Genomic DNA, 25075 nt, shown 5'->3' with positions numbered 1-25075 from the left:
TTCCCCCTCACCCGAACACGCCCGCGCCGCGCCGTGACACGGGCACTGGACGCCCCGCCACCCGGCGCGCGCGCAAGCTCCGAGACGACCTGCAGCATGCCGCTTGCAGAGTTGAAGACAAGGCGGTACGCGCGATTCATTGATTCCCCCCGATTTGCTGAAATGCAGAAACTTGCCGGCCCACAAGCGTGGTGCCGCAATGCCGGGCGCTGGTTGCAGGCAGCACCTCGAAAGCCAGTGCAGGCGAGCCCTGCCACTGCAAGACTGCTCGCTTCACGACCCGGTCGATCGGGCGAAAGATACAGAAAGAAACACTCCGTTGAAATCCCTGAATTCAGGGATAAGCACCCACCATGAAGACACGGCAGGCGCTGCGTTCTTGCCCCAGCCCTTGCGACCCGAAGAGCGTTTTCCGCCGAGCCCTTCAGGTGAGAGTCGACAACGCATCCATGTGTGCACGCGATTGAAAACGACACGACGGATGCGATTCATGGGTTTCTTCTCCTGTTTTTTTCTGGACGAAAAGGGATCTGGCGCACGCCAACGCATGCGCGGGCGGCGCGATCCTAGGAGTTAATCGTGCGCGGCGCATTGGACTAAAGTCCAATGCCGGGCCGGGTGAGGCGGGTCAGCAACGCTGGTGCTGCGCCCCTGCCTTCGTCACCCAACAGGCGTTTGCGGCCCTTCCCGCCTGGCGAAGATCAGGCGCGCATCGAGAGCCGCTTGCGCCCAAGCCTTTCGGTGTGACGTGGCGTGACGTCGCGTCCGCCCGTCTTCGTGTCGTCCGGCACGCCCTGCGGCGACACCGCTCAAACAGGCGCCTTCTGCACCACGACGCCATACCAGCCCAGCCCCCGATAGCTTTCGTACCCCGGCGTCGCCGCGAACGACACCGTGGTGCGCCCATCAGCCGTGCGATAGAAGCCGGTGCGCTGCCCGCCGGTGACGAGGTTGAACCGTTCGGCGAGCACGCCCGCCGAATCCGAACTGGCGATCACGCGGAATGTGGAGTCGACGATCAGGCAGCGTGTGCGCCGCCATTCCTCGTCGGTGAGCCGCACGCCCTTGACGACCGCGCGGGCCTGTGCGGCCCAGTCGAAGAAGATCACCAGCGCGCCCAGCGGCCGGCCGTCGACGGCGCCGCGCTCGCGGATCGCGGTGGCGTAGGTGGCAACGTGCGCGTTGTTCAACAACGGCAAGGCCTCGACGTCGCCGGCAACAAAGTCGGCGCCCGACGGCGTTTTCATCGCCTCCTTGAACCAGCGCGCATTGGCGACGTTCCGGCCCGCGACCGGGTAGCTTTGCGAGCGGCCATTCGAGAGCACGGTGCCCGACGCGTCCACGATCCACAGGTCGAGGTACACGGTGTAGCTGTCGAGAATCACCGACAACCGGCGCGATGCGTGCTCGCGCTGCGGCGCACCGCCACCGGCAAGGCAGTCGACCACGGCGGAATCGGTGGCCCACCAGCGCACGTCGCACGAGCGCTCATAAAGATTGCGATCGACGATGTCGATCATGTTCAGTGCAAGGTCGGCGCAGCGCTGCCCTTCATGCGAGCGCAACCGCTCGATCATGCTGTCGCCCAGGTCGGTCAGCTTCGACAGCGAACCGGCAAGCTCTTTGTTGAGCACGGTGGTGATGTCGGCGATGCGCGTCGACACCTGCTTGACCTGGTTGGCCACCACCGCGAAGCCCTTGCCCGCATCGCCCGCGCGCGCAGCTTCGATCAGCGCGTTGAGCGCGAGGAAGGTGGTCTCGCGGTTGATGTCGTTGATGTCGGAGATTTTTCCGTTGGCCAGCTTCTTGACCTGGTGGGTGAGTCCGACGATTTCCTGCGGATTCGACATGGCATGGCCCCGAGTGGATGACTGGCTGTTCTCCACTGCGGAGCAAATATCAGGCCGGGCGCGCGCGGTGTCGCGCGGCACGGGAGCACCATCGGCGTGCACGCTCGCGTGGGCGAAGCGATGGCGTCAATGGCCGCCATCACCCCGGCACCTCACCACGCAATTACCAGACGCCGGGAAGCAGCCGCCATCGAACACGGCGCGCATAGTCCGCGTACCCCGAAAGCCCGGCTTGCAGCAAGCGATCTTCCAGAGCTGTCCGCACGACCAGAACCACGGAGGCAAGCGCAGCCGGCACCAGCGCCCACCACGAACCCAGCGCAAGCGCCATGCCGAAGAACAACGCGAGCGCCGCGGCATACCCCGGATGGCGAACGAAACGGTAAGGCCCGGTGTCGATCACGTGCTGGTGGCGCTCGGACTGGATACGAACGCCGGGCTCGAAGAACGGATTCACGGCCTGCGCCCATCCGGTCACGACGATCCCCTTAAGCGTCAGGACATAGCCCAGCACCACGACCAGATCAGGCACGCTCGACCAGTGACAGCGCCCGGCATCGAGTGCCCCGACGGGCAATATCGCCGCCATCGCCGGCAGGATGACCGCGAGCAGCGCCTTGTCCCACCCCTTGGTGCCCGGCTGGAAGCGGCTACGCGCGCGATAGATCATCGGGTTGACCCGCGCGATCACCAACGCCGAAACACCGAAGCCCAGGACCAGCACCGCAAGGAACACCCATCCCGGCCGCCAACCGATCGAGCCCGCGGGCAGGAAGATCAGCGCGAGCAATGCCAGCGGCATGCCGATCGCGTAGGCGACCGCCATGCGCGGCGAGATCGGGGGCGGGTCTTTCGGCGCTTCCATGATGTGCTCGACGTGCTCTGCGAAGCACATCATCCGCCTCTTGCGGGCCTCGGCACAAGCCACCTCCGGCAGAGGTGTTGTCCCGAAATGGAACACAACGGCCCTCTTCCACGCTCTTCTCCACGCGGCCATTCATCGATGTATTCTGTGATGCACAACGATTGCATCCGGCACACAGCCACCCACCAGGAGAAAGAGACATGCGCGACTACCTGAAGTTCTACATCGACGGCCGCTGGGTCGACCCCGCCCAGCCGAAGGCCATCGACGTGATCAACCCCGCGACCGAAAAATCGGCCGGCCGGATCTCGATGGGCTCGGCCACCGACGTCGACCGTGCGGTGCGTGCCGCGCGCGCCGCCTTCGCCGACTACTCGCAGACCAGCGTGCAGGAGCGCACCGCGCTGCTCGAACGCATCCTTGCCGAATACAAGAAGCGCTATGCCGACATGGCCGCCGCCATCACCGAGGAGATGGGCGCACCCGCCGCGCTGGCCCGGGACGCACAGGCCGCCATGGGCCTGGCGCATCTGCAGACGGCGCTGGAAGTGTTGAAGAACTACAGGTTCAACGAGGCACGCGGCAGCACGCTGCTGGTGAAAGAACCGATCGGCGTGTGCGGCTTCATCACGCCGTGGAACTGGCCCGTCAACCAGATCGCCTGCAAGGTGGCGCCGGCGCTGGCCGTGGGCTGCACCATGGTGCTCAAGCCTTCGGAGATCGCGCCGTTCTCCGCCGTGATCTGGACCGAGATCATGGACGCGGCCCAGGTACCCGCCGGCGTCTTCAACCTCGTCAACGGCGACGGGCCGACGGTGGGCGCGGCGCTCTCCAGCCACCCCGAGGTCGACATGGTGTCGTTCACCGGCTCCACGCGCGCCGGCATCGAAGTGGCCCGCAACGCCGCGCCGACCGTGAAGCGCGTGCACCAGGAGCTTGGCGGCAAGTCGCCCAACATCATTCTGGAAGACGCCGACTTCCAGCACGCCGTGACGGCGGGCGTGCGCGGCGTGATGGGCAACTCGGGCCAGTCGTGCAACGCCCCCACGCGCATGCTGGTGCCCAACGCGCGCATGGCCGAGGCGCTGGCCATCGCGAAGGCGGCGGCGGAAGCCACCACGGTCGGCGACCCGGCCAGCGGCGCGGCGCTGGGCCCGGTGGTGTCGGCGGCGCAGTGGGACAAGATCCAGACGCTGATCCACAAGGGCATCGAGGAAGGCGCCACGGTGGTGGCCGGCGGCCCCGGCAAGCCCGTGGGCCTGGAAACCGGCTACTACGTCAAGCCCACGGTGCTCGGCCACGTGAACAACCAGATGACCGTGGCGCGCGAAGAAATCTTCGGCCCGGTGCTGACGATCCTGGGCTACGACACGGTCGAGCAGGCCGTCGAGATCGGCAACGACACGCCCTACGGCCTGGCGGCCTACGTGTCGGGCTCGGACCCTGAAGCGACCAGAAAGGTCGCCTCGCGCCTGCGTGCCGGGCAGGTGAACATCAACAGCGCGACCCTCGACCTGAGCGCGCCCTTCGGCGGCTTCAAGCAGTCCGGCAACGGGCGCGAATGGGGCGATCACGCGTTCGGCGAGTTCCTCGAAGTCAAGGCCATGCTGGGCTTCGCGCCGAAGGCCGCAGCAGCCTGAATTGAGCGCGGCCCGCACTGGGCCTGGGCGGGGATAATGGCCGACCGATGATCGTCCGACCCCGCCCCCATTGGCTGCGCATGCTCTTCGTGTGGCGCGGTTCGGTCCTGCCGGACATTGCGCCGCAGTTGCTCTGGACCACCGCCTTCGCGGTTTTGGTGACCGTGCTGCACGGGCAGGTGTTTCACTGGAAGGTGCCGCTCAATTTCGTGCCCTTCTCGCTCATCGGCCTGACGCTGGCCATCTTCCTGGGCTTTCGCAACAGCACGAGCTATTCGCGCTACTGGGAGGCGCGCACGCTGTGGGGCGCGCTGCTCAACGAAACGCGTTCGCTGGTGCGCCAGGCCCTGACGCTGACCGACGCGCCCGCCGAAGCCACCGTGATGACCACGCGGCTCATCGCCTTCGTGCATGCACTGCGCCATCAGTTGCGCGGCAGCGACCCGGCCGCCGACCTGGCGCGCCTGCTTCCGCCGGAAGACTGCGCGCGCCTGCAGGCCGCGCGCTTCAAGCCGGCCGTGCTGCTCTTGATGGTGGGCGAATGGCTGCGCGACCAGCGCCGGCAGGGCAGGCTCGACCCGATGCTGGCCCAGGCCATGGAAGTGCCGCTGGGGCGGCTGACCGAGGCGCTGGGCGGTTGCGAGCGCATCGCGAGCACGCCGATTCCGTTCACCTACGCCGTCATCATCCACCGCACCATCTACCTTTATTGCGTGCTGCTGCCCTTCGGCATGGTGGACGCCATCGGTGCCATGACGCCGGTGGTGGTCGCCTTCATCGCCTACACCTTCTTCGCGCTCGAAGCCCTGGGCGCCGAGATCGAGGAGCCCTTCGGCACCGAACCCAACGACCTTGCGCTCGATGCGATGTCGCGCACCATCGAGGCGACCCTGCGCGAGATGATGGGCGAGCCGCAACCGCCGCGGCAAGACACCCCGCCCGACGCGTACATCCAGACATAGCCATAGCCCGCCACCGCAACCTGCCACCAGGACCCGCCCGCATGACATCGCCCACCCCCGCCGCCCATCCGCACTATGACCGCCTGATCGTGGCGGCGCGCGAGTTGCCTGCCTTGCGCGTCGCCGTGGTTCACCCCACCAACGAGGTGTCGCTCGAAGCGGCGCTCGCCTCCGCGCGGCTGGGGCTGATCGCGCCCGTGCTGATCGGCCCGCGCGCGCGCATCGAAGCGGCCGCGCTGGCCATCGGCGCCAATCCTTCGGACCTCGTGATCGTCGATGCACCGCACAGCCACGCCGCGGCCGACCTGGCCGTTGCCATGGCGCTGCGCGGCGAGGTCGACGCACTGATGAAGGGCAGCCTGCACACCGACGAGCTGATGGGCGCCGTGGTTCGCCGCGAAGGCGGCCTGCGAACGTCGCGCCGCATCAGCCATTGCTTCGTGATGGACGTGCCCGGCCATTCGCAGCCGCTCATCATTTCGGACGCGGCCATCAACATCGCGCCCACGCTCGAAGAAAAGGTCGACATCGTCCAGAACGCGATCGATCTGGCGCATGCGCTGCGGATGCCGGCGGTGCGCGTCGCGCTGCTCTCGGCCACCGAGACCGTCAACGCCAAGGTGCCCTCGACGCTCGATGCCGCCGTGCTGTGCAAGATGGCCGACCGTGGGCAGATCACCGGCGCGCAGCTCGACGGGCCGCTGGCCATGGACAACGCCATCGACGCCGAAGCCGCGCGCATCAAGGGCATCAGCTCGCCGGTCGCGGGCCGCGCCAACGTGCTGATCGTGCCCGACCTCGACGCCGGCAACATGCTGGCCAAGAGCCTGACCTTCCTGGCCGGCGCCTATGCCGCGGGGATCGTGCTGGGCACGAAGGTGCCCGTGATCCTGACGAGCCGCGCCGACTCCGAGCCCGCGCGGCTCGCCTCGTGCGCCGTCGCCTCGATGCTGGCGAAGGCCGGGCGCGAGCGGCTCATCAAGGCGGTGGGCTGAGCGCCCTTCTCTCGCGACTTCGACCGCGCGGCGCCCGGCCCCGCCGACTCATCAGAGCACCGAAGTTTCTTCGACGCCCTCTTCCGCTTCCGCCTGCGCCTCGAAGGCCTGCACGTCGCTCGCCGACAGGGGCTGGCCGATGGGCGCGGCCGCCCGTCCCACCCGCACCGCCGCCATGTCGGCCTCGTTCGGGTATTGCCCGGAGATCCAGTAGTCGAACACGCGGCGCACGATGGGCGCTGCATGCGCTGCGCCGAAGCCTGCGTTTTCGACGATGGCCGCCACCGCGATGGTGGGCGCCTCTGCCGGCGCAAAGGCCATGTACAGCGCGTGATCGCGCTGGCGCGCTTCGAGCGCCTTGCCGCTGGCCCGCGCCTTGGGCCCCAGGCTCACGGCCTGCGCCGTGCCCGTCTTGCCGGCCGAGGTGTACGTCGCACCGGCAAACACGCGGGTGCCCGTGCCGCCCTTGGTGACCGCCACCATCGCATCGCGCACCACGTTGACGTGCTTGCGCGCGTAGCCCAGGTCCTGGGCCGGGGGCTGCACCTGCCGCACCACTTCTCCGGTGACCGTGTCCCTGATGGCCCGCACCAGATGCGGCTGGTAGCGCACGCCGCCGTTGGCCAGCGTGGCATTGGCCGAGGCGAGCTGCAGCATCGTGAAGTTGTTGTAGCCCTGGCCGATGCCCAGCGAAATGGTTTCGCCGGCGTGCCAGGTCTTCATGTCGGGGCGCCGGTACGCGGCGCGCTTCCAGGCCTTGCTCGGCAGCACGCCGCGCGATTCGCCGATCAGGTCGATGCCGGTGAACTGCCCGAAACCCAGCGGCGCCATGAAGTCGTGGATCAGGTCGACGCCCATCTCGCTGGCCAGCGAATAGAAATACGTGTTGCTCGAAAACTGGATGGCGCGGTGCATGTCGACACCGCCCAGCCCGCCCCGGTGGCTGAGGAAGGTGCGGCCGCCGAAGTTGTAGAAGCCGGGGTCGTTCTCGACCTTCTCCGCCGAGCGCGTGCCGGTCTGCAGCGCCGCCATGGCCATGAACGGCTTGTAGGTCGAGCCCGGCGGGTAGGTGCCGCGCAGCGCGCGGTTCAGCAGCGGGTTGTCGATCGATTCGCTCAGTGCCTTCCAGCTTTCGGTGTCGATGCCTTCCACGAACAGGTTCGGGTCGAAGGTCGGCTTGCTCACGAAGGCCAGCACCTCGCCGGTCTTGGGGTCGATGGCGACCAGCGCGCCGCGGCGGTCGCCAAACATATCTTCCACCAGCTTCTGCAGCTTGATGTCGAGCGACAGCATCACCGTCTGGCCCGGCGTGGCCGGTCGGCGGGCCAGTTGTCGCACGGCACGGCCGCCGGCCGAGGTTTCCATCTGCTCCACGCCGGTCTGGCCGTGCAGGGCTTTTTCGTAGCTCTGCTCGATGCCGAGCTTGCCGATGTAGTCGGTGCCCCGGTAGTTGGCGCGCTCCTCTTCTTCCCAGTCGTCCATCGCGTTCTTCTCGCGCTGGTTGATGCGGCCGATGTAGCCGATGACGTGCGACGCCACGTCGCCATGCGGGTAGGTGCGGAACAGGCGCGCCTTGATCTCGACACCCGGAAAGCGATAGCGCTGGGCCGCAAAGCGCGCCACTTCTTCATCGCTTAGGCGGGTGCGGATAGGGATGGAGTCGAAGCTGCGCGAGTCTTCGCGCAGTCGCTGGAAACGGCGCCGGTCCTTGGCCGTGACTTCGACGATGGCGCCCAGCTCTTCCACCGTCGAATGAAGGTCGCCCGCCTTCGACGGCGTGATCTCCAGCGTGTAGGCCGCGTAGTTCGAGGCCAGCACCACGCCGTTGCGGTCAAGGATCTGCCCCCGGTTGGGCACCACCGGCACGATGGCCGTGCGGTTGCTCTCGGCCCGGTCGGCCAGCTCTTCGTGGCGCATGACTTGCAGGTACGCCAGGCGCGCCCCGATCAGCCCGAACCCGAACAGCACCACACAGCCGACCACCACCACACGGCGGCGAAAACGGGAAAGCTCGGCGGCGGCATCGCGGATTTCATTCATCGGAACAGCAGAAAAACTGGGTAAGAGGCCCACGCTGCCCGGAGGTTCCGCAATTCATCCGCCAGCCATCGCATCCCTTTGAAGCTCGATGATGTTCACGCCGTCGCCGAACACTTCGCGCACGAAGGGCAACAGGTGATCGTGGTGCGTGAGAAACACGACCTGCGTTCGCGTCGACAGCTCGCGCAGCGACCGCAGTCCGGCCTTGGCGCGTGCGTCGTCGAAGTTGACGAAGAGATCGTCGGCCACAAAGGGCAATGCCTTCGCGTTCTCCAGATGAAGCTCCAGCGCGGCGATGCGCAGCGCCAGGTAGAGCTGGTCGCGCGTGCCTTCGCTCAGGCCCGAAACCTCGACCACCTGCCCGCTCTTGCGGCGGGCGTAGAGCGCGGGCGTGTCTTTCTCGTAGTCCACACCCAGCTTGGTGAAGTCGCCCAGCGTGAGCTCGCAAAACACCGTGCTGGCTCGCTGAAGCATCGGGCCCTGCTTGCGGTCGCGGTAGCGGTCGATGGCCCACTTGAGCAGCTTGCCCGCCGTCGCGACCTCCAGGTATTGCTCGGCAACCTCGCCCATCGCGGCCAGCGCTTCTTGGCGCCGTGCTTCGGCGGTTGCGGCATTGGCCTGGCCCGCGATGGCCGAGAAAGCCTGCTCCGCGGTCACGCGCTTTTGCACCAGCAGGTTCAGGCGTTCGGTCACGGCGGCAAGGTCATTGCGGGCCTGTTCGAGCAGCCCGATCACCTCGGTCGGGGCGTGTCCCGAAATCTCGGCTTCGATGGCCTCGCGGGTCAGGCCGTCGCCGTCCTGAATGAGCGCCTCGCGCGCCTCGGCCAAATCCTGGCGCAGCGCCCGCTGCCTGTCGGAACGCTCCACGAGCGGCAGCGCCGCGGCCGCGGACTCGACGCCGGCCAGGTCCAGCAAAGGCTTGAGCCGCGCGTGCACGGTGCGCACGCGAAGGCCGGCCTCGCGCTCCTGCGATTGCGCCGCTTGCAGCGCGGTCTCGGCGAGCGCGGCCTTCTGCGCCGCGCTGGTCGTTTCCTGCAGGCGTTGCGACAGGCGCCGGGACACTTCGGGCCAGTCGCCCAGCGAAAGCAACGCAGGGTCCAGTTGCGCCGAGAGCCGCCGCGCTTCAGCCTCCAGCCTTTCCAGGTCGGCCCGCATCGTGTCGATGCGCTCGCGCCGGATGCCGTCCGCCTTGTCGAGCCGGTCTGCCGCCAGGTTCGCGAGTTCGACCGCGCCTTCGGCTTCGGCGAAGGTCGCGGAAGCGGCTTGCAGCGTCGCGCTGCGCAGGGCTGCGGACCACTGGAGCGCCCAGGCCTCGTGCTCGCGCGTGGCCGATTCGGCATTCGCCTTCAGGCTTTCCAGCGCGCGTTGCGCCTGCTTCACCTGCTGCTGCAGTCCGCTCTTTCGGGCATGCTGAGCGTCGGCATGGCTCACATGGAGGCTGGCCGCCGCGCAAAGCGCGGCGAGATCGTCTTCGGCCTGAACGGCCACGGCCGCGCCCTTCAGCGCCGAAGCCAGCGCCTCACATGCACGGCGCGAAGCCGAGGCTTCTTCGTCCAGATCGCGTTGCCGTTGCGCCAGCATGTCCTGTGCTTCGAGCGCGTCCGCCCGCTTGCCGAGCCAGTCGGCGGCATCGTCCAGCGGCATGTCCGTCCAGCCGGCAGCGGCTGCGGCCGTCGACCAGCTCCGGTCGATTTCTTCGAGTGCGGCCGTGCATTTGGCAAGCTGCTGCGCGCAGCGCGGAACGTCGGCCTTCGCCCGTTCCAGCCGCTGCCGGATGCCTTGCAGGGTCGCGGCATCGGTCGCGGTGCCGAGCTGCGAATCGACCAGTTCGTCCGCCAGCCGGATCGCCGCATCGAGCACGGGCGCACCGGCGGCGACCGGCACATCGCCGCGCTTGATCGATGTCCACGTCACATCGCGGTTCGCGCGCGCCTCGTGCACTTCAGTCGGTGTGACCACCTTGTGCGCGTGCTCGAATTGCGCCACCTCGAGTTCGAGGCGGGCCGTTTCGGCGTGGGATTCGTCCAGCTTCTCGCGCGCATGCGCGCACGCCGTCGCGGCTTCGTGGCGCTGGCGTTGCAGCGCCGAGATGCGCGCGGTGGACGGCGCCTCCATGCCGCGCAACGCGTCGACCGGCGCACGCCAGCGGCCCAGTGCGGCCAGCGCGTGGTTCAGCCGCTCGTTGGCCTGCTCGACCCCGACACTCAAAGTCCGCAGCCGGGTGCCGCTGTTCTTGAGCGGCAAGGCTTCGTCGAGCGCCTGCCGCAATGCCATCGGCACTTCCGACGCCTGCAGGCCTTGCAGCTCCGCGAGGTCGCCGTCGAGGTCCGCCGTCTTCTGCCGTACCGCCTCTTCTGCGCTGCGCATCGTCTGGTGCACCGCGCCACGGTCCCGCAGCAGGTTGGAAACGGCCTTCAGCGCCAGCGCCGTCGGCAGGCTGGCGCGAATGCCGGCCTCGTCCCCCGGCCAGCCCAGTTGCGCGGCGGCGGCCCTGGCTTCTTCAAGCAGCCGGTCGACTTCAGCCTGCCGCAAAGGCAGATCGCGCGGATGGTTGACGCACTGGCTTCGCATCGCGTCGAGCGCTTCGATGTCCTTGCGGAACGCCAGCACGCTGCGGTCGAACGACACCTCGTCGCACGCGGCCTGCAGCGTCTTCACGTCGGCGGTGCGCGCCTGCAGGAGAGATTCGGCGGACGCCAGCTCGGCGGCGGCAGCGTTCAGATCGGCAAGGGCACTGGATGGAAATTCGGTCACCTCGCCCTGTTCCGCGAGCGCCGCCAGTTCGGCTTCGCGGCTCTGCAGCTTGAGCAGGAACGGCGCAAGCCGCCGCACGCGCTCCAGCCGGGAGCGCACCGCTTCCAGCGACTGGCGCCGGGCTTCCTCGGTGGAGATCTCGCCGTGCACCTCGTCCAGCGCGCTCCTGGCGTCGCTCCAGACCTTCGTCTTGACCTGTGCGTTCTTGAGTTCTGCGCTGGCTTCGTCCAGGCGCTGCGCGGCCTGCGCATAGTCGCTGCTGGCCTTGCGCGGCGCCCAGAGGTTGCCCGCCTGCTTTTCCAGCGCCTCGCGCACCGGGCCGAGGCTCGCGATGCCGGCAGCCGACTGGAACAGCACGCGCCCGACGTCCTTGGAGCCATCGAGGATGCTCTTGCCACCTTCGACAAGCTGCTCGTGGTCCATGCAGAACATCTGTTCGAAGAAGGCCTTGTCGGCAGTTCCGAGGAACGGCGCGAGATGGTTTTCGGGCAGCGTGGCGTCGTCCGGCGTGCGCAGCGGCGTTCTTCCACGCGCCCGGTGAAAGACCGTGTCGCCCGCTTCGCTTTCCAGCGCGCCGCCAAGGCGCATCTCGGTGAGTGCATGCCTGAAGTCGAGCTTGGTGCGCAGCGGCATGCCGAACAGCAGTTCGGAAATGGCATTGCGCACGGTCGACTTGCCGGCCTCGTTCGGCCCGACGATCACGTGGAAGTCGCACGCGGCTTTGGCAAATTCGATGGACGTGCCATCGAACTTGCCGTACTTGAGAAGTTGCAGTTGCCTGAGGCGCATCGCCGTCACTCCCCGTCCATCAGGCTGGCCAGCAAGGCCGGCGAGACATGCGCGAGCAACGCGCTGAAATCGCCCTCGCGCGCCAGCGCAAGGAAGGGCACGTCTTCCTTCACGTCGGCGGGCACCTTGCCGAAGAAGGGCTGCAGCTCGCTGCGCAACTGTTCCAGGAAGGCCGGGTCGGCCGCTGCCTCGCCAAGAATCTCCTGCAGATCGGCAATCGCGTCCATGCGGGCGCCGACATCGTTTACCGCGTCGAAGGGCCGCGTCGCGAGCTTCACCTTTTCGAGCCAGAGCCGTTCGTTGCCGATGGCCGCGATCTGCCCCAGCACTTCGGCGCGCAGTTCATGCGCCTTGCCGAACAGCGAGCCGTGCGCCCGCGAGCGCCCGACCAGCGTGACCCGAACGGCGCGCGGCACGTGGCTGTCGACCTGCAGCAGGTCTTCGAGCGAACGGCCGACCTGGCGGGCCACGTCGGCCATCGAATGGCATTCCGACGCATCGACCGCCACCGACTCCCAGCGCAGCACGTCGAGGTACAGCCGCTCGACCTGCGTGCGGCCTTCTTCCACCGTCACCAGCACCGCACCGCGGCGGCCGGTCTCGCGGATGTGGCGCCCCTGCAGGTTGCCGGGGAAAACGATCTCGGACTGCTCCGACCAGTGCTGGAACTCGTGCACGTGGCCCAGCGCCCAGTAGTCGTAGCCCCGGGCATTGAGTTCGGCCCGAGAGCAAGGGGCGTAGTTGGCATGCGCGCTGTAGCCCTCCAGCGCCGTGTGCAGCACGCCGATGTTGTAGTAGCCGGCCACGGGCTCCGGGTAGCGCAGCACGAGGTTGTCGGTGATGGCCTTGTCCTTGAAGCTCTGGCCGTGCAGCGCGACCTTCAGGTCGTCCAGCCGGTGCACCTCGGGCTTGCGCGACGAAAAGCTCTGCACGTTGTCGGGCAAGGTGAGCTTTCGGGTCATCTCGCTTTCGGCATCGTGGTTACCGAACAGCACAAACACCCGGATGCCCGCGCGCTTCAGGCGCCCCATCTCCTTGCTGAAGAAGATGCCGGTGTTGTGGTCTTTCCAGTCGCCGTCGTACAGGTCGCCGGCGATCACGACGAAGGCCACCTGCTCTTCGATCGCGCGCTCGACCAGTTGGGAGAACGCGTCGCGCGACGCGTTGCGCAGCAGTGCAGCGGGCGCGTCGGGGTACGCGCTCAGGCCGTGCAGGGGGCTGTCGAGATGGATGTCCGCGGCATGAATGAATTTCACGCGGCCTCGCTTCGTTGATGGTGGGTATCGGGCAACCGCGCATTATCGGTTCCGCTGCATCGGCGCATGGAGCGTGCGGCGCGGGCCGGCGTCACAATCCACCTCTCAGGAGATACACACGATGGACGGTCTGGAAGAATCGGCGGAAGCCGCCAAGGGCAAGCTCGTATACCCCTTCGCGGAGCTTCCGCAACGCGGCAAATCGATCGAGGTGGCGGCCGGCGTGCGCTGGATACGCATGCCGCTGCCCTACTCGCTCGATCACATCAACCTGTGGGCGCTGGACGACGGCGACGGCTGGGCCGTGGTGGACACGGGCGTGCGCACCGAAGAAACCGTGGCCGTCTGGCGCGAGCTGTTCGCCAACTCGCCCGACACGCGCGGCCTGACCCGCGTCTTTGTGACGCACATGCACCCCGACCACGTGGGCATGGCCGGCTGGCTCACGCGCAAGTTCGGCGTGCGGCTGTGGATGACGCGCGCCGAATACATGATGTGCCGCGTGATGGTGTCCGACACCGGCCGCGAGGCGCCCGACGACGCCATCGGCTTCTACCGGCGCGCCGGCTGGGGCGACGCGGCCATCGAGACCTACCGCACGCGCTTCGGCAATTTCGGCAAGCACATCCATCCGCTGCCCGACAGCTTCCGGCGGCTGCGCGATGGCGAGACGCTGCGCATCGGCGCGCACGACTGGCGCGTCGTGACCGGCAACGGCCATTCGCCGGAGCATGCCTGCCTGTACTGCCCTGACCTCAAGGTGCTGATCTCGGGCGACCAGATCCTGCCGCGCATTTCATCGAATGTGTCGGTGTCGCCCGTCGAACCCGACGCCAACCCGATGGGCGACTGGCTCGCGTCGCTGGCCAAGCTCAAGCGCGAGATTCCCGACGACGTGCTGGTGCTGCCATCGCACAACGAGTGCTTTCGCGGTTTGCATGCGCGCATCGACAGGCTGCAGACGGGACAGGAACGCGCGCTCGAGCGCCTGAAGAACGCGCTGAAGACGCCCAAGCGCGCAGTGGATGTGTTCGGCAGCCTGTTCGCGCGCGCCATCGCCGAATCCGACGTTCCGCTGCTGGGCATGGCCACGGGCGAAAGCCTGGCGTGCCTCAACTACCTGCTTCACCGCGGCGAGATCGCCCGCGACACGGACGACGCCGGCATCGACTGGTACCGGGCCATCGCCTCGGCCTGAACGCTGCCGTCAGCGCAGGCCCGGCGCCAGCAGCGTGATCGCCAGCCCTGCGGCGCCACACAGGCCCAGCAGCGGCATCACGCCGATCTTGAAGCGGAACAGCGCCACGGCGGCCACCACCGCGATGACGGCTGAAATCGCATCGAAGTGCCCGCCGAAGCCTTGCGGCCAGAGCACGTGGTACGCGAAGAACAGCGCCAGGTTCAGGATCACGCCCACCACCGCGGCCGTGATGGCCGACAGCGGTGCCGTGAAGCCCTGCCGCCCGTGCGTGGCCTCGATAGCCGGGCCGCCCGCCAGGATGAAGATGAACGACGGCAGGAAGGTGAAGAAGGTGACCACGCTGGCCGCCAGAGCACCCGACAAAAACAGCGCTTCAGGCCCGAGCACCTGCTTGAGCCACCCGCCGACAAAGCCGACGAAGGCCACGACCATGATGAGCGGACCGGGCGTGGTTTCGCCGAGCGCGAGCCCGTCAATCATCTGCGCGCCCGACAGCCACTGGTACTGCTCGACGGCCCCCTGGTAGACGTACGGCAGCACCGCATACGCGCCGCCGAAGGTCAGCAGCGCGGCCTTGGTGAAGAACCAGCCCATCTGCGTCAGCGTGCCGTGCAGGCCTTGCATGGCGACGAGCGCGCCCATCGCGAGCAACCACAGAGCCAGCCCGACGCCCAGCACCTTGGCCAGGTGCGAGCGCGAAAAGCGCGCGTGCGGCGGCGGTGGCGTGTCGTCGTCGATCAGCGCCGGGCCGTAGCTCTTGCTGGCGCTGCCATGGCCGCCGCCGATCGCGAACACCTCCGGGTGCCATCGCGCGCCGAAGTAGCCGATCAGGCCGGCGCCGATCACGATGGCCGGGAACGGGGTGTCGAACGCGAAGATGGCGATGAAGGCCGCGGCCGCGATGCCCCACACCCACCCGTTCTTCAGCGCGCGGGTGCCGATGCGATGCGCCGCATGCACCACCAGCGCCGTCACCGCCGGCTTGATGCCATAGAAGATGCCCGCCACCACCGGCACGTTGCCGAAGCGCAGGTAGACCCACGAGAGCGCGATCAGGATGAACAGCGAGGGCAGCACGAACAGCGCGCCGGCCACGATGCCGCCCCGCGTGCGGTGCATCAGCCAGCCGATGTAGGTGGCCAGCTGCTGGGCTTCGGGGCCGGGCAGCAGCATGCAGAAGTTGAGCGCATGCAGAAAGCGCTTTTCGCTGATCCAGCGCCGGCGCTCGACCAGCTCGGTGTGCATCAACGCGATCTGCCCCGCCGGTCCGCCGAAGCTGATGAAGCCCAGCTTGAACCAGAAGCGCAGGGCTTCGGCGAACGAAACGGGCTGGATCGCCGATGCGGGCACCGGCGCTGCGGGTGGCTGTGAGGTGTCCACGGAGGCCTTCGTCATGGGTCGCACACATTACCAACATGTAATCTCCGCCGGACGACGCGCCGATAAAATTTTTGGCATGTGTCGTTTCCGTGCGTGGCTTCTGTGGGCGTTGATGCTTGCGATTCCCTTCCAGGGGTTCGCGGCCGTGTCCCAGGCGTTCTGCGCGCCGACACCGCCACCATCGGCCGTGCAGGCTGTGCATGCCGCGTCTTCTTCGCATGACCACGCCACGCCGGATGGTGATACCGCCCACAAGTGCGGCACCTGCGGCGCCTGCCAGGCGGCGGCGCTGATGCCTTCGGCATCCGTCGTGGTCTTCCCTCATCTGCCGGCGGCGAACCTGGCGGCGCGGCCCAGCGCCCTGCGGGTCCTTGTGCCCGGCGTTCCCGAAAAACCTCCTCGCGCCTGAGCGCGCCCGTGCCTCTGCACCCGTGATCCGTCGCGGGTGCGGCCGTGCGCGCCCGCTCATCTGGCTCCCGGTTTTTCCCCTCACATACCCCGACATACAAGGAATTTCATGAAAACGCTTCACTCTCTGGCCCTGTTCGCCCTTTCCGTATTCACCGCCGCGAGCGCCAACGCGGCCGGCAGCCATGCGGGCGGCCACGCCGCCGACGACGCCGTGGGCAAGCCCGGCGTGGCGGCGAAGGTCACGCGCACGGTCAAGGTCGACATGACCGACTCAATGCGCTTCACGCCCGCCAACATCGACGTCAAGCAGAACGAGACCGTGCGCTTCATCGTCTCCAACTCCGGCAACCTGAAGCACGAACTCGTGCTCGGCACCGAGAAGGATCTGAAGGCGCACTACGAGGCGATGAAGAAGAACCCCGAGATGGAACATGCCGAGCCGAACATGGTCACGCTCGCGCCCGGCAAGACGGGCGAGATCGTCTGGCAGTTCACCAAGGCCGGCAAGGTCGATTTCGGCTGCCTTCAGCCCGGCCACTACGACATGGGCATGAAGGGTGCCGTGAGCGTCGCCAAGGCGTCCGGCAAGTAGGCCGGCGCGCAGCTTCCATGGGGTCACGGCCCCATGCGGCGGCCGGCGTTGCTGCCGGCCCGTTCGGCCTACCCACCGAACCAGTCCCGCGCCGAGCGGCCCTGGTCCGGTCCCAGCATCGAGAAGCCGCCATCGACCGGAATGTCCGCGCCCGTCACGAAGCGCGCGGCGTCCGAGCAAAGGAACAGCACCACCTGCGCGACGTCGTCGGTGTCGCCCGCGCGGCCCAGCGGATGCATCGGCGCCGCGACACGGTCCGCATGCGCCCGGTCGCCGCCGGCCATGCGGGACAGCGCGTCCGACCACGTCCAGCCCGGCGACACCGAGTTCACCCGCACCCGCCGCGGCGCCAGGCTCGCCGCCTGGTTGCGCGTGAGCTGCAGGATCGCCGCCTTGGCCGCGGGATAGAGCGCCCGCCCCGCCGCGCCGAACTTGCCCCCGACGCTGCCCATGTTCACGACCGCCCCGCCCTGCGCCGCCAATGCGTCGGCGGTCTTCTGCAGCAGCATCGCACCGGAAACGAGGTTGACATCGAGCGCCTGCAGCCATTCGCCGCGCGAAGCCTCCAGCCCCTTGTCGCCGTAGACCACCGCGTTGTTGACCAGGAAGTCGATGCGGCCCGCGCTGGCGAGCACGTCGGCCACCAGCGCATCGAGCGCGGTGTCGGATGCGATGTCGCAGGCCACGAAGCGGCAGCGCGGGCCCAGCTCGGCCTGCAGTGCCTCGCCGCGCACGCTATCGACGTCGACCGCGAACACTTGCGCCCCGCCCTGCACGAAGGCCCGCACGATGGCGCTGCCGAGCATCGCGGCTGCGCCAGTGACGATGGCGACTTTTCCTTCGAGGTTCATGGCGTGGCCTCCATCTGCGCGATCGCGCTGTCGACGTTCATCACATCCGCGAGCATCGCCAGCGTTTCGAGGCTGGCTGCGTGCAGATGCGCGTGTGCGGTGCTGCAGGCATCTGCAACCACCGCCACGTCGTAGCCCAGGTCGCTGGCGTGGCGCGCGCCATGCTCGACCACGTGATTGGTCGCGATGCCCGCAACATAGAGGCGCGAGGCGCCCGTGCGGCGCACGGCTTCTTCGAGCCCGCTGGCCCAGAACGGGTTGTTCCTCTTGTGCGTGACGATGGCTTCGCCCGGCAGCGGCGCGAGTTCGTCATAGAACTCCGCGCCCCACGACCCGTCGAGCACCGCACCCGTTTCGGCCACGCGCCGGAACAGCGTGCAGTTGCGCAGGCAGTCCGCATAGCCGGGCGCGAAGGCGATGCGCACGAAGATCACCGGCACGCCGTTCGCCCGCGCACCGGCGATCAGGCGCGCGGCCGAGGCGATCAGCCGGGGCCGCGCGGGGTCGTCGGCCGCCACGCCCACCCGCACCTTGCCATCGACGTGCAACACGTCGTTCTGGTAGTGCATGGCCAGCAGCGCGGCCGTCACATGAACACCTGCAGGGCTTCGTGCGGCGCGTCGCAGTTGACCAGGTCAACGCGCTTGGTCTGCATGCGCAGTTCGCCGCCTTCGCGCCGCAGGGTGTGCAGCACGCTGCCGCCGAAGCTGCGCTGCTCGGTCTTGCGCCATTCGAGCAGCAGGAAGGTCGAGCGCACGACGCACCCGGTCTCACTGCGCGATTCGAGCGCGATGTTGCCCAGCACATGCACCGTGCGCGTGGGTGGCTGCTGCGAATAGGCGCGCGCCTGTTCGAGCCGCCGCGCCCGCATCGAGCGCAGCAAGGCGTCTTCGCAGAACAGCGACGCGTGGTTGATGTGGTCGGTCTGCCCGTGCACCAGCGGCACCCAGTACAGCCCGTCGGGCGTGAAGAGGCGCTGCCATTCGTCCCAGCGGTGTTCGTCCAGGAGGCGTGCCTCGTGGTGCAGGAACTGGGTGATCTCCTGCTGCTCGTGCCAGTCGTTGAAGTTCATGCTGCACCTCCGGCCTGCACGCCCATGTACGACGCCCAGGCGGCAAACATGTTGCGCGACGGCATCTCGCTGTTGCCGGTGGAGGAGCGCCCGCCCGGCAGGGGCTGGTCGCGCCCGGCCGCGCGGTGCATGCTGACCCAGTCGCCGCCGTCGGAGCCCAACCCCTCCTGCACGCGGTTGTAGGCCTCCAGGTCGTCGGGCATCACGTTCGACGAGGGTGAATTGACGATGTTGGTGTATTTCAGCGTGCGCTGGAAGCTCGCCTCCGGCGCGCCCTTCAGCCTGAAGCTGAAGATCTCGACCAGCGTGCGGTCGACCGACAGCGGCCGGATCACGCGGATCTGCTGGAACGAAGTGTGCGGCGAGCAGCTCGGGTACACGATGGTGTTGTGCCGGTTCACGCGAAGAATCTCGTCGGCACGCTGCGCGCCCTGGCTCGCTTCGAGCGACGCCACGTAGGCCAGGCTCACCGGATCGGTGGGCGGCACGAAGATGCCTTCCATGAAGCCGTGGCCGTGGTCGTAGCCCTTGAGTTCGAGGTTGGCCCAGAACTCCAGCGGCTCGCCGTTGCCGTCGACGATCACCACCTCGAAGGGCTTGCGCGTGCCGGCCGGCATGGCTTCGTACTCTTCCTTGGCCGCGCGCCACGACGATTCGTGCGTGGCCACCGCGTGGATGGTGTCGTGCAGGTTCTCGAAGAAGATCTTCCAGTTGTTGCGCTGGATCACGCGCTGCACGCCGCCGGCCACTTCCACCTCGCCATCGGGGGCGCGGTCGCAGAAATTGTCGAGCGAGGTCGCCACGCCGCCCAGAAACTCCGTCAGCCCGGGGCCGTCTTCGGACAGGCTCGCGAACACGAAGCCGCGATGGCTTGCCACGCGCGCCACCTTGCGCACCGAGTGCGACCCGTCCTTGAGGTCGAGCGCCGTGTCTTCATAGCCGCTGCGCAGCGGCACCGACAGCAGGCTGCCGTCGCACTTGAAAGTCCAGCCGTGGTAGAGGCACCGCAGGAACTTGCCGGCGCTGCCGCTGCCGTCGGGCACGATCTTGGCGCCCTTGTGCGGGCAGCGGTTGTACAGCACGTTCACTTCGCCGTCGGTATGGCGCACCATCACCACGGGCTCGCGGCCCAGGCGCGTGGTGAAGTAGTCGCCGACGTTCGGCACCTGGCTTTCGTGGCCCACGTACAGCCAGGCCTGGCCGAAGACGCGGTCCATTTCCAGCTCGAAGATGGCGGGGTCGGTGTAGACGCGCTTGTGCACGCGGTCAGGCTGCACGAGCGCCTGCAGGTCGATGGTGGTTGTCGTCATGGGGGTGGGTCTCCTGAAACTTCGTCGTCAGATGTCGAGCACCAGGTGCGGCGTCTTCGCGCGCGACACGCAGGTGCACAGGGTCCGGCCTTCGGCCTTCTCGCGTTCGCTGAGGTTGTGGTCGCGGTGGTCGGGAATGCCCTCGACCACATCGACGGCGCACACGCCGCAGTCGCCCTGGCGGCAGTCGTACAAGGGGTCGAGCCCGGCGGCGATGAGCACGTCGAGCAGGCTCTGTTGGGGTGAAACGGTCAGTGTCTTGCCCGAGCGCAGGGTGCGCACCTCGAAGGCCGTGTCGCCCGTCTGTTCGAGGGCACCGGCGAACAGTTCGCAGTGCACGTGGTCGTCGGGCCATCCGAGCGCGCGGGCCGTGTCCACCACGGCCTGCACCATGCCCCGGGGGCCGCACACATGCAGATGGCGGCCCGGTTGCGGGCGCGCCAGCACCGCGTTCAGTGCCAGCCCGCGCGACGGGTCGCCGCCATCGTGAACTACATGCCCGCCCAGCGCGCGCACTTCATGCAGGTAGGCCGTGGACTCTTCGCTGCGGGTGGCGTAGTGAAAGTCGAAGGGCAGCCCTTCGGCCGCCAGCGCCCTCGCCATGCACAGCAGCGGCGTGATGCCGATGCCGCCGGCGATCAGCAAGGGCGGCGCGCTTCCCTTGTGCAGTGCGAAGTCGTTGCGGGGCGGGTGCGTGGCAATGACGGCGCCCTGCGCCAAGCCATGCATCCAGGCGGAGCCGCCCGCGCCTTGCGGCTCGCGGAGCACGGCGATCTCGTAGCAGTCTTCGCCGGTGTGCGGCGCCACCAGCGAATAGGCACGCTGCCCTGTGCGCCCATTGGGCTGGACCACCTGCACGCCCAGGTGCGCGCCCGGCGCGAACGGCGGCAACGCACCGCCTCGCGCATCGCGCAGCACGAAGGACGTGATGGTCGGCGTGAGCGGCTTCACCGCCGCCACCACGAGTTCCAGCATGGCGTCGGCTTCTTTCATCCCAGAGGCAGCGCGGGGTCGGCGATGGTCAGCCCGTTCGACTTCGACCAGCGCGGCATCAACGTGTTCGACGGCTGCTTTTCATCGACCAGCTTGCGCGCGGTTTCCACGCCGGCCACCGGCAGGCCCTGGGTGTCGAGCAGGCCGATCTGCGCGAGCACGCTGGCCTGGTCCCAGTAGATGTGCTCGTGATAAAGCTTGTCGCCCCGAAACTTCACGATGGCCACAAGCGGAATTTCCACCGGCTTGCCGGTGGGCGCGATGCCCGGCAGCATCCAGTCGATCTCGACCGTGTGGGTGAAGCAGAACAGCATTTCGTCGACGATCTGCGTCGCGCCCACGGTGCGCGAGATGGGCGTGAGCCGCGTGTCCGGCGGCGTGCTCGGAATGAAGTGGTGCTTGTAGAAGCGCGACAGCTCCTTGGCCCCCACCCCACCGGTCATGGTCGGGATGTGGTTGACGTAGGGCTCGCTCACCATCGTGGCCATGGTGGCGACCACGTCGCGCGTGGCGAACTCGTACTCGCAGTGCTTGTCCCAGAGCGCCGACAGGTCGTAGACGGGGCCGATGGCTTCTTTGAACAGCGCCATGGAGCGCTGGTGCGCCATCAGGGTGGAAGGCTTGTCGAAATGCTCGCCGCCGGTGCGCGCGAACGCGTGGTCCACGCCGGGGTACACATACATCTGCGCACCCGGCTTGCCGGCGAAGGCGTCGAGCACCTGGGCGCGTGCCTCGGCCGGGCAGAACTTGTCGAGTTCGGCGAAGTGCAGCGCGATCGGGCATTCGATCTTGGGCACCAGGTCGAGCGCCGCCTCGATGCCGACGCCGTAGTAGCCCACGGCCGCGTCCACACCCGAATGCGCGGCCGCCAGGTAGGCCAGCTTGCCGCCCAGGCAAAAGCCCAGCGCGCCGACCTTGCCGGTGCAGGCCGGGTGCGCGCGCAGCGCCTTCACGCTGGCAGTGACGTCCGCAATGCCGGCGGCGATGTCGAACTTCTGGAAGAAGCCGAAGGCGCGCTGCCAGTCTTCCGGCGAATAGCCCAGGTCGACGTTCGGCTCCATCCGCCAGAACAGGTCGGGCGCCAGCACCACGTAGCCTTCTTCGGCATAGAGATCGGCCACCTCGCGCACGTAGTCGTTGATGCCGAAGATCTCCTGGCACAGCACGATGCCGGGGCCGCGCCCCGAGGCCGGCAAGGCCAAGTAGCCGCGAAAGGTCTGGCCGCCGTCGGTGGCCGGGATGTCGATGTACTGACTCATCGTGGGTGTCTCTCGAAGTGGTGGATGTGATGGAAACAGGTGGGGTTTGCGGGGCATTCTGGGCAGCGCCCTCCCCGCTGTCTGTCCATTTCGTGCAGGCCGCCTCGCTGCACAAAGCGGATAGCCGCCCGCCATGGCGGCACGCAGACTCCGACCCGCGCTTCGCATCCCCCACGTCACCCGAATCACCCCGAGAGGAGATTTTTCATGTCGCAGGCAAGCATCAGAACAGCCTTGTTGGCCATCGCCGTCGTCACTGGCGCATCGGCATCACAAGCGCAGGCACCGGCCGTCAAGGTCGGTCTCGCGATGGACCTTTCAGGCCCGTTCGCCGTCGGCGGCGCCGAGGCCAAGGCCGGCTTCGCCGTCGCGATGAAGCAGCTGGGCGGCAAGCTCGGTGGCGTGCCGGTCGAGTTCGTCGAGGCCGACACCGCCGGCAACCCCGAGACGGCCCGGCAGGTGGTCGACCGCATGCTGCTGCGCGACAAGATCGACCTGTTCACCGGGCCCGTCGGCTCGTCGGTCGCGCTGGCCGTGGGCCCACCGCTCTTCGCCGCCAAGGTGCCGTACCTGTCGAGCAACGCGGGGCCGAGCGACTATTCGGGTGCGCGCTGCAACCCGTACTTCTTCGGCGCGTCGTACCCCAACGACGCGTACTACGAATCGGCCGGCAAGTTCGCCTCCGACAAGGGGTTCAAGAAGGTCGCGATGATCGCGCCCAGCTACCCCGGCGGCAAGGACGCCATCAACGGCTTCAAGCACACCTTCAAGGGCACGGTGGGCGACGAGCTGTACACCAAGCTCGGGCAGCTCGACTACTCGGCCGAGCTCGCGCAGATCCGCGCGTCGAAACCCGAGGCGCTCTACTTCTTCCTGCCCGGTGCCATGGGCGTGAGCTTCATCAAGCAGTTTGTTGCCGCGGGGCTGTCGAAAGACGTGGCGCTGATCTCCACCGCGTTCTCGGCCGATGAAGACATGATCCCGGCCGTGGGCGAGCCGATGCTCGGGCTCTTCAACACCGCGCACTGGTCGTTCGACCTCGACAACCCGGCCAACCAGCGCTTCGTGGCCGCCTTCCGGCAGCAGAACAACGGGCGCAACCCGTCGTTCTATGCGGGCCAGGCCTACGACGTGCTGATGGCCATGGACGCGGCCGTGCGCGACATCGGCGGCAAGGTGGCCGACAAGCCCGCGCTGCTCAAGGCAATCAAGGCCGCGAACTACAAGTCGGTGCGGGGCGATTTCCGCTATGGGCCGAACAACTTCCCCATCCAGAACTACTACCTGCGCGTGATCGCCAAGGACGCCAACGGGCGCATCGCCAACAAGGTGATCGGCACCGTGTTCCAGAACTACCAGGACAGCTCGGCCGCCAAGTGCGCGATGAAGTCCTGAGCGTTCAGTGCCTGGCGCCAGGCTCCCGCGAAGTGTCGCGCGGGAGCTGGCCGAAGCGCTCGCGGTAGCAGGCGGCAAAGCGGCTCAGGTGCGAGAAACCGCAGTCGAGCGCGATCTGCGTCACGCTCGTGCCGTCGTGGCGCGCCAGCTGTTCGTGCGCGGCATCGAGCCGCATGTTGCGCAGCACTTCCATCGGCGAAAGATCGCGGTAGCGCCGGAACAGCAGCGCCAGCGTACGGCGGTTGACCCCGGCGGCCTGTGCCACTTCTTCCAGCGACAGCGCGGCTTCGAGATGGCTGCGCATGAACTCCTCGGCCCGCCGCAGTTGCCGCAGGCTGGTGGTTTCCGAGCCGATCCGCAGGGCCTCGTGCTGCCGGCGTACCGAGTTGGGCCGGTGGCACAGCAGGTAGAGCATGAGGTTGTCTTCGCAGTGCGCGAGCCAGCGCGGGTCGTACGGCGAGCTGTCGCTTGAAGCCGGCAACAGCGACGCAAGGTTGGCCACCATGCGGCACCACTGCGTACCGGCAGCATCGTCGAGCCGCAGCGGCATCTCGAAATCGATCTCGCCCACGTCGTGTGAATGGCGCGTTGCGAAGGCGCGGCGGGCCACCTCTTGCAGACGGCTGAGTTCGATCTTCAGCATCAGCTGTTCGCAGTCGGCATGCCAGCGCAGCCGCACCGGCTTGTGCGCGGACACCACCGCGCCCTGGCCAGGGTGTATCTGCAGCGTCTGCCCGCCGGTGTGGATCTCGGCATGGCCCCGCAGCGGCATCTGCACCAGCACAAAGTTGCCCAAGGCATCGGGCTCGATGTCGACGTCGCAGCCATAGCGCAGGATGCACAGCGACAGTGCGCTCAGCTCGGCGCGGCAGAAGATCGCATCGACATTGCCGCGCCCCCAGACGCTGCGGTGCGCCTTCAGCTCATGCGCCACGCGCTCGTGCGTCTCGTCCGCCTCGTGCGAGCGAAAGACCTCGCGCCCGTACAGGGGAGAAAGCTGCTGGCTCGACCATGCGTCCACGAACACTCCTGAGGGCCAAAGTGGGGAAATCGATTGCTTGCGCGCCGGTGGGCGTGCGGGCAATTTACCGGCGCTAGCCGCTTCGTGCCATGGGGAGTTGCCCGAGCGGATGCGGCGGCGCAGCAAGATTCCTGCCAATAACCCTTCGGCCGCGCCGTATTCAGCGGGCATACCGCTTGACCTTCACACCATGTCAATCCTGACACTGGCGTCAATTTCAACGAAGGAGTCCCCCATGCAAGAGTTCGAAATCCAGTCGATGACCTGCGGCGGTTGCGCCAGCCGGGTCGCCCGGGCCATCAAGAACCTGGACGCCCAGGCCCGGATCGAGTTCGACATGCCGACGCGAACGGTGCGCATCGACACCACCGAGGACCGCGCGTCCGTCGTGGCCGCCCTGGCCGAAGCGGGCTATCCGCCGAAGTGATCGATCCGGCAC

At 67.7% G+C, this 25075-nt stretch carries 22 protein-coding genes and 1 pseudogene; 8 read left to right on the top strand and 15 right to left on the bottom strand.

The genetic code is table 11. The features are described 5' to 3' along the window. Positions 1-32: 32 nt before the first annotated feature. The 4 genes and pseudogenes from BLQ28_RS33505 to BLQ28_RS13255 form a co-directional block, all read right to left on the bottom strand. A pseudogene (locus BLQ28_RS33505) lies at positions 33-140 on the bottom strand (ESPR domain-containing protein); the annotation flags it as partial. Positions 141-273: 133 nt separating this feature from the next. Continuing rightward, entirely contained in the window at positions 274-492 is a 219-nt protein-coding gene (locus BLQ28_RS32620; protein ID WP_143012486.1) for a hypothetical protein, read from the bottom strand. Between the two features lie 317 nt (positions 493-809). After that, the gene (locus BLQ28_RS13260; RefSeq protein WP_093239854.1) at positions 810-1850 is read right to left on the bottom strand and encodes a methyl-accepting chemotaxis protein; all 1041 of its coding nucleotides are present in this window, start codon (positions 1848-1850) and stop codon (positions 810-812) included. 163 nt (positions 1851-2013) lie between these two features. After that, positions 2014-2715: a methyltransferase family protein gene (locus BLQ28_RS13255; protein ID WP_218121930.1), complete on the bottom strand. Its 702-nt coding sequence runs from the start codon at positions 2713-2715 to the stop codon at positions 2014-2016. Positions 2716-2915: 200 nt separating this feature from the next. On the opposite strand from BLQ28_RS13255, the gene BLQ28_RS13250 reads away from it, so the two are divergent. The 3 genes from BLQ28_RS13250 to BLQ28_RS13240 are packed head-to-tail and all read left to right on the top strand — an operon-like array spanning position 2916 to position 6312. Further along, positions 2916-4355, top strand: coding sequence for an aldehyde dehydrogenase family protein (locus BLQ28_RS13250; protein WP_093239850.1), 1440 nt, complete (start codon positions 2916-2918; stop codon positions 4353-4355). Between the two features lie 47 nt (positions 4356-4402). Next, entirely contained in the window at positions 4403-5317 is a 915-nt protein-coding gene (locus BLQ28_RS13245; protein ID WP_093239847.1) for a bestrophin family protein, read from the top strand. A 41-nt stretch (positions 5318-5358) separates the two neighbouring features. Continuing rightward, the gene (locus BLQ28_RS13240) at positions 5359-6312 is read left to right on the top strand and encodes a phosphate acetyltransferase (RefSeq protein WP_093239843.1); all 954 of its coding nucleotides are present in this window, start codon (positions 5359-5361) and stop codon (positions 6310-6312) included. Positions 6313-6363: 51 nt separating this feature from the next. On the opposite strand, the gene mrdA is transcribed toward BLQ28_RS13240, so the two are convergent. From mrdA to BLQ28_RS13225, 3 genes are read right to left on the bottom strand one after another with little or no spacing between them, the layout of a single operon-like run. Next, the gene (gene mrdA / locus BLQ28_RS13235; RefSeq protein WP_093239841.1) at positions 6364-8352 is read right to left on the bottom strand and encodes a penicillin-binding protein 2; all 1989 of its coding nucleotides are present in this window, start codon (positions 8350-8352) and stop codon (positions 6364-6366) included. Between the two features lie 54 nt (positions 8353-8406). After that, positions 8407-11895: an ATP-binding protein gene (locus tag BLQ28_RS13230; protein ID WP_093241610.1), complete on the bottom strand. Its 3489-nt coding sequence runs from the start codon at positions 11893-11895 to the stop codon at positions 8407-8409. A 5-nt stretch (positions 11896-11900) separates the two neighbouring features. Continuing rightward, a complete protein-coding gene (locus BLQ28_RS13225) occupies positions 11901-13151 on the bottom strand; it encodes a metallophosphoesterase family protein (protein WP_093239839.1) in 1251 nt (416 codons plus the stop codon). Between the two features lie 121 nt (positions 13152-13272). Here BLQ28_RS13225 and BLQ28_RS13220 point away from each other — a divergent pair, with 121 nt between their 5' ends. Then, positions 13273-14349 (top strand): MBL fold metallo-hydrolase, encoded by a 1077-nt coding sequence (locus BLQ28_RS13220; RefSeq protein WP_093239836.1) that lies wholly within the window; start codon positions 13273-13275, stop codon positions 14347-14349. 9 nt (positions 14350-14358) lie between these two features. On the opposite strand, the gene chrA is transcribed toward BLQ28_RS13220, so the two are convergent. Then, complete coding sequence (gene chrA, locus BLQ28_RS13215; RefSeq protein ID WP_093239833.1) at positions 14359-15747, bottom strand: chromate efflux transporter; 1389 nt, start codon at positions 15745-15747, stop codon at positions 14359-14361. Between chrA and BLQ28_RS32615 the strand changes: the two genes are divergently transcribed. Continuing rightward, the gene (locus BLQ28_RS32615; protein ID WP_143012485.1) at positions 15746-16141 is read left to right on the top strand and encodes a hypothetical protein; all 396 of its coding nucleotides are present in this window, start codon (positions 15746-15748) and stop codon (positions 16139-16141) included. The genes chrA and BLQ28_RS32615 overlap by 2 nt on opposite strands. A 108-nt stretch (positions 16142-16249) precedes the next feature. Further along, on the top strand, positions 16250-16735 hold the full coding sequence (locus tag BLQ28_RS13210) for a cupredoxin domain-containing protein (protein WP_093239830.1): 486 nt from the start codon (positions 16250-16252) through the stop codon (positions 16733-16735). A 68-nt stretch (positions 16736-16803) separates the two neighbouring features. On the opposite strand, the gene BLQ28_RS13205 is transcribed toward BLQ28_RS13210, so the two are convergent. Genes BLQ28_RS13205 through BLQ28_RS13180 form a run of 6 tightly spaced genes read right to left on the bottom strand, consistent with a single transcriptional unit; the run spans position 16804 to position 22220 of the window. Beyond that, positions 16804-17586: an SDR family oxidoreductase gene (locus BLQ28_RS13205; protein WP_093239828.1), complete on the bottom strand. Its 783-nt coding sequence runs from the start codon at positions 17584-17586 to the stop codon at positions 16804-16806. Beyond that, positions 17583-18176 carry a cysteine hydrolase family protein gene (locus BLQ28_RS13200; RefSeq protein WP_093239825.1) on the bottom strand — a complete coding sequence of 198 codons (594 nt, stop codon included), beginning with the start codon at positions 18174-18176 and terminating at the stop codon, positions 17583-17585. Before BLQ28_RS13200 ends, BLQ28_RS13205 begins: the two co-directional genes overlap by 4 nt. Then, positions 18173-18658 (bottom strand): aromatic-ring-hydroxylating dioxygenase subunit beta, encoded by a 486-nt coding sequence (locus BLQ28_RS13195; protein WP_093239823.1) that lies wholly within the window; start codon positions 18656-18658, stop codon positions 18173-18175. Before BLQ28_RS13195 ends, BLQ28_RS13200 begins: the two co-directional genes overlap by 4 nt. Beyond that, positions 18655-19968 carry an aromatic ring-hydroxylating dioxygenase subunit alpha gene (locus BLQ28_RS13190; protein ID WP_093239820.1) on the bottom strand — a complete coding sequence of 438 codons (1314 nt, stop codon included), beginning with the start codon at positions 19966-19968 and terminating at the stop codon, positions 18655-18657. Before BLQ28_RS13190 ends, BLQ28_RS13195 begins: the two co-directional genes overlap by 4 nt. 27 nt (positions 19969-19995) lie before the next feature. After that, positions 19996-20961: a PDR/VanB family oxidoreductase gene (locus tag BLQ28_RS13185; protein WP_093239817.1), complete on the bottom strand. Its 966-nt coding sequence runs from the start codon at positions 20959-20961 to the stop codon at positions 19996-19998. Beyond that, positions 20958-22220, bottom strand: coding sequence for a dienelactone hydrolase family protein (locus tag BLQ28_RS13180; RefSeq protein ID WP_093239815.1), 1263 nt, complete (start codon positions 22218-22220; stop codon positions 20958-20960). The genes BLQ28_RS13185 and BLQ28_RS13180 overlap by 4 nt, the downstream gene beginning before the upstream one ends. A gap of 207 nt (positions 22221-22427) precedes the next feature. On the opposite strand from BLQ28_RS13180, the gene BLQ28_RS13175 reads away from it, so the two are divergent. Further along, the gene (locus BLQ28_RS13175) at positions 22428-23615 is read left to right on the top strand and encodes an ABC transporter substrate-binding protein (RefSeq protein WP_093239812.1); all 1188 of its coding nucleotides are present in this window, start codon (positions 22428-22430) and stop codon (positions 23613-23615) included. Positions 23616-23619: 4 nt separating this feature from the next. On the opposite strand, the gene BLQ28_RS13170 is transcribed toward BLQ28_RS13175, so the two are convergent. After that, positions 23620-24636, bottom strand: coding sequence for an AraC family transcriptional regulator (locus BLQ28_RS13170; RefSeq protein ID WP_093241608.1), 1017 nt, complete (start codon positions 24634-24636; stop codon positions 23620-23622). Positions 24637-24871: 235 nt separating this feature from the next. Between BLQ28_RS13170 and BLQ28_RS13165 the strand changes: the two genes are divergently transcribed. Next, positions 24872-25063, top strand: coding sequence for a heavy-metal-associated domain-containing protein (locus BLQ28_RS13165; RefSeq protein WP_093239809.1), 192 nt, complete (start codon positions 24872-24874; stop codon positions 25061-25063). Positions 25064-25075: the final 12 nt, after the last annotated feature.

The organism is Variovorax sp. EL159, from assembly GCF_900100965.1.
In the GTDB taxonomy this organism is placed as follows: domain Bacteria; phylum Pseudomonadota; class Gammaproteobacteria; order Burkholderiales; family Burkholderiaceae_C; genus Variovorax.
This window is presented reverse-complemented; position numbering and strand designations above follow the sequence as displayed.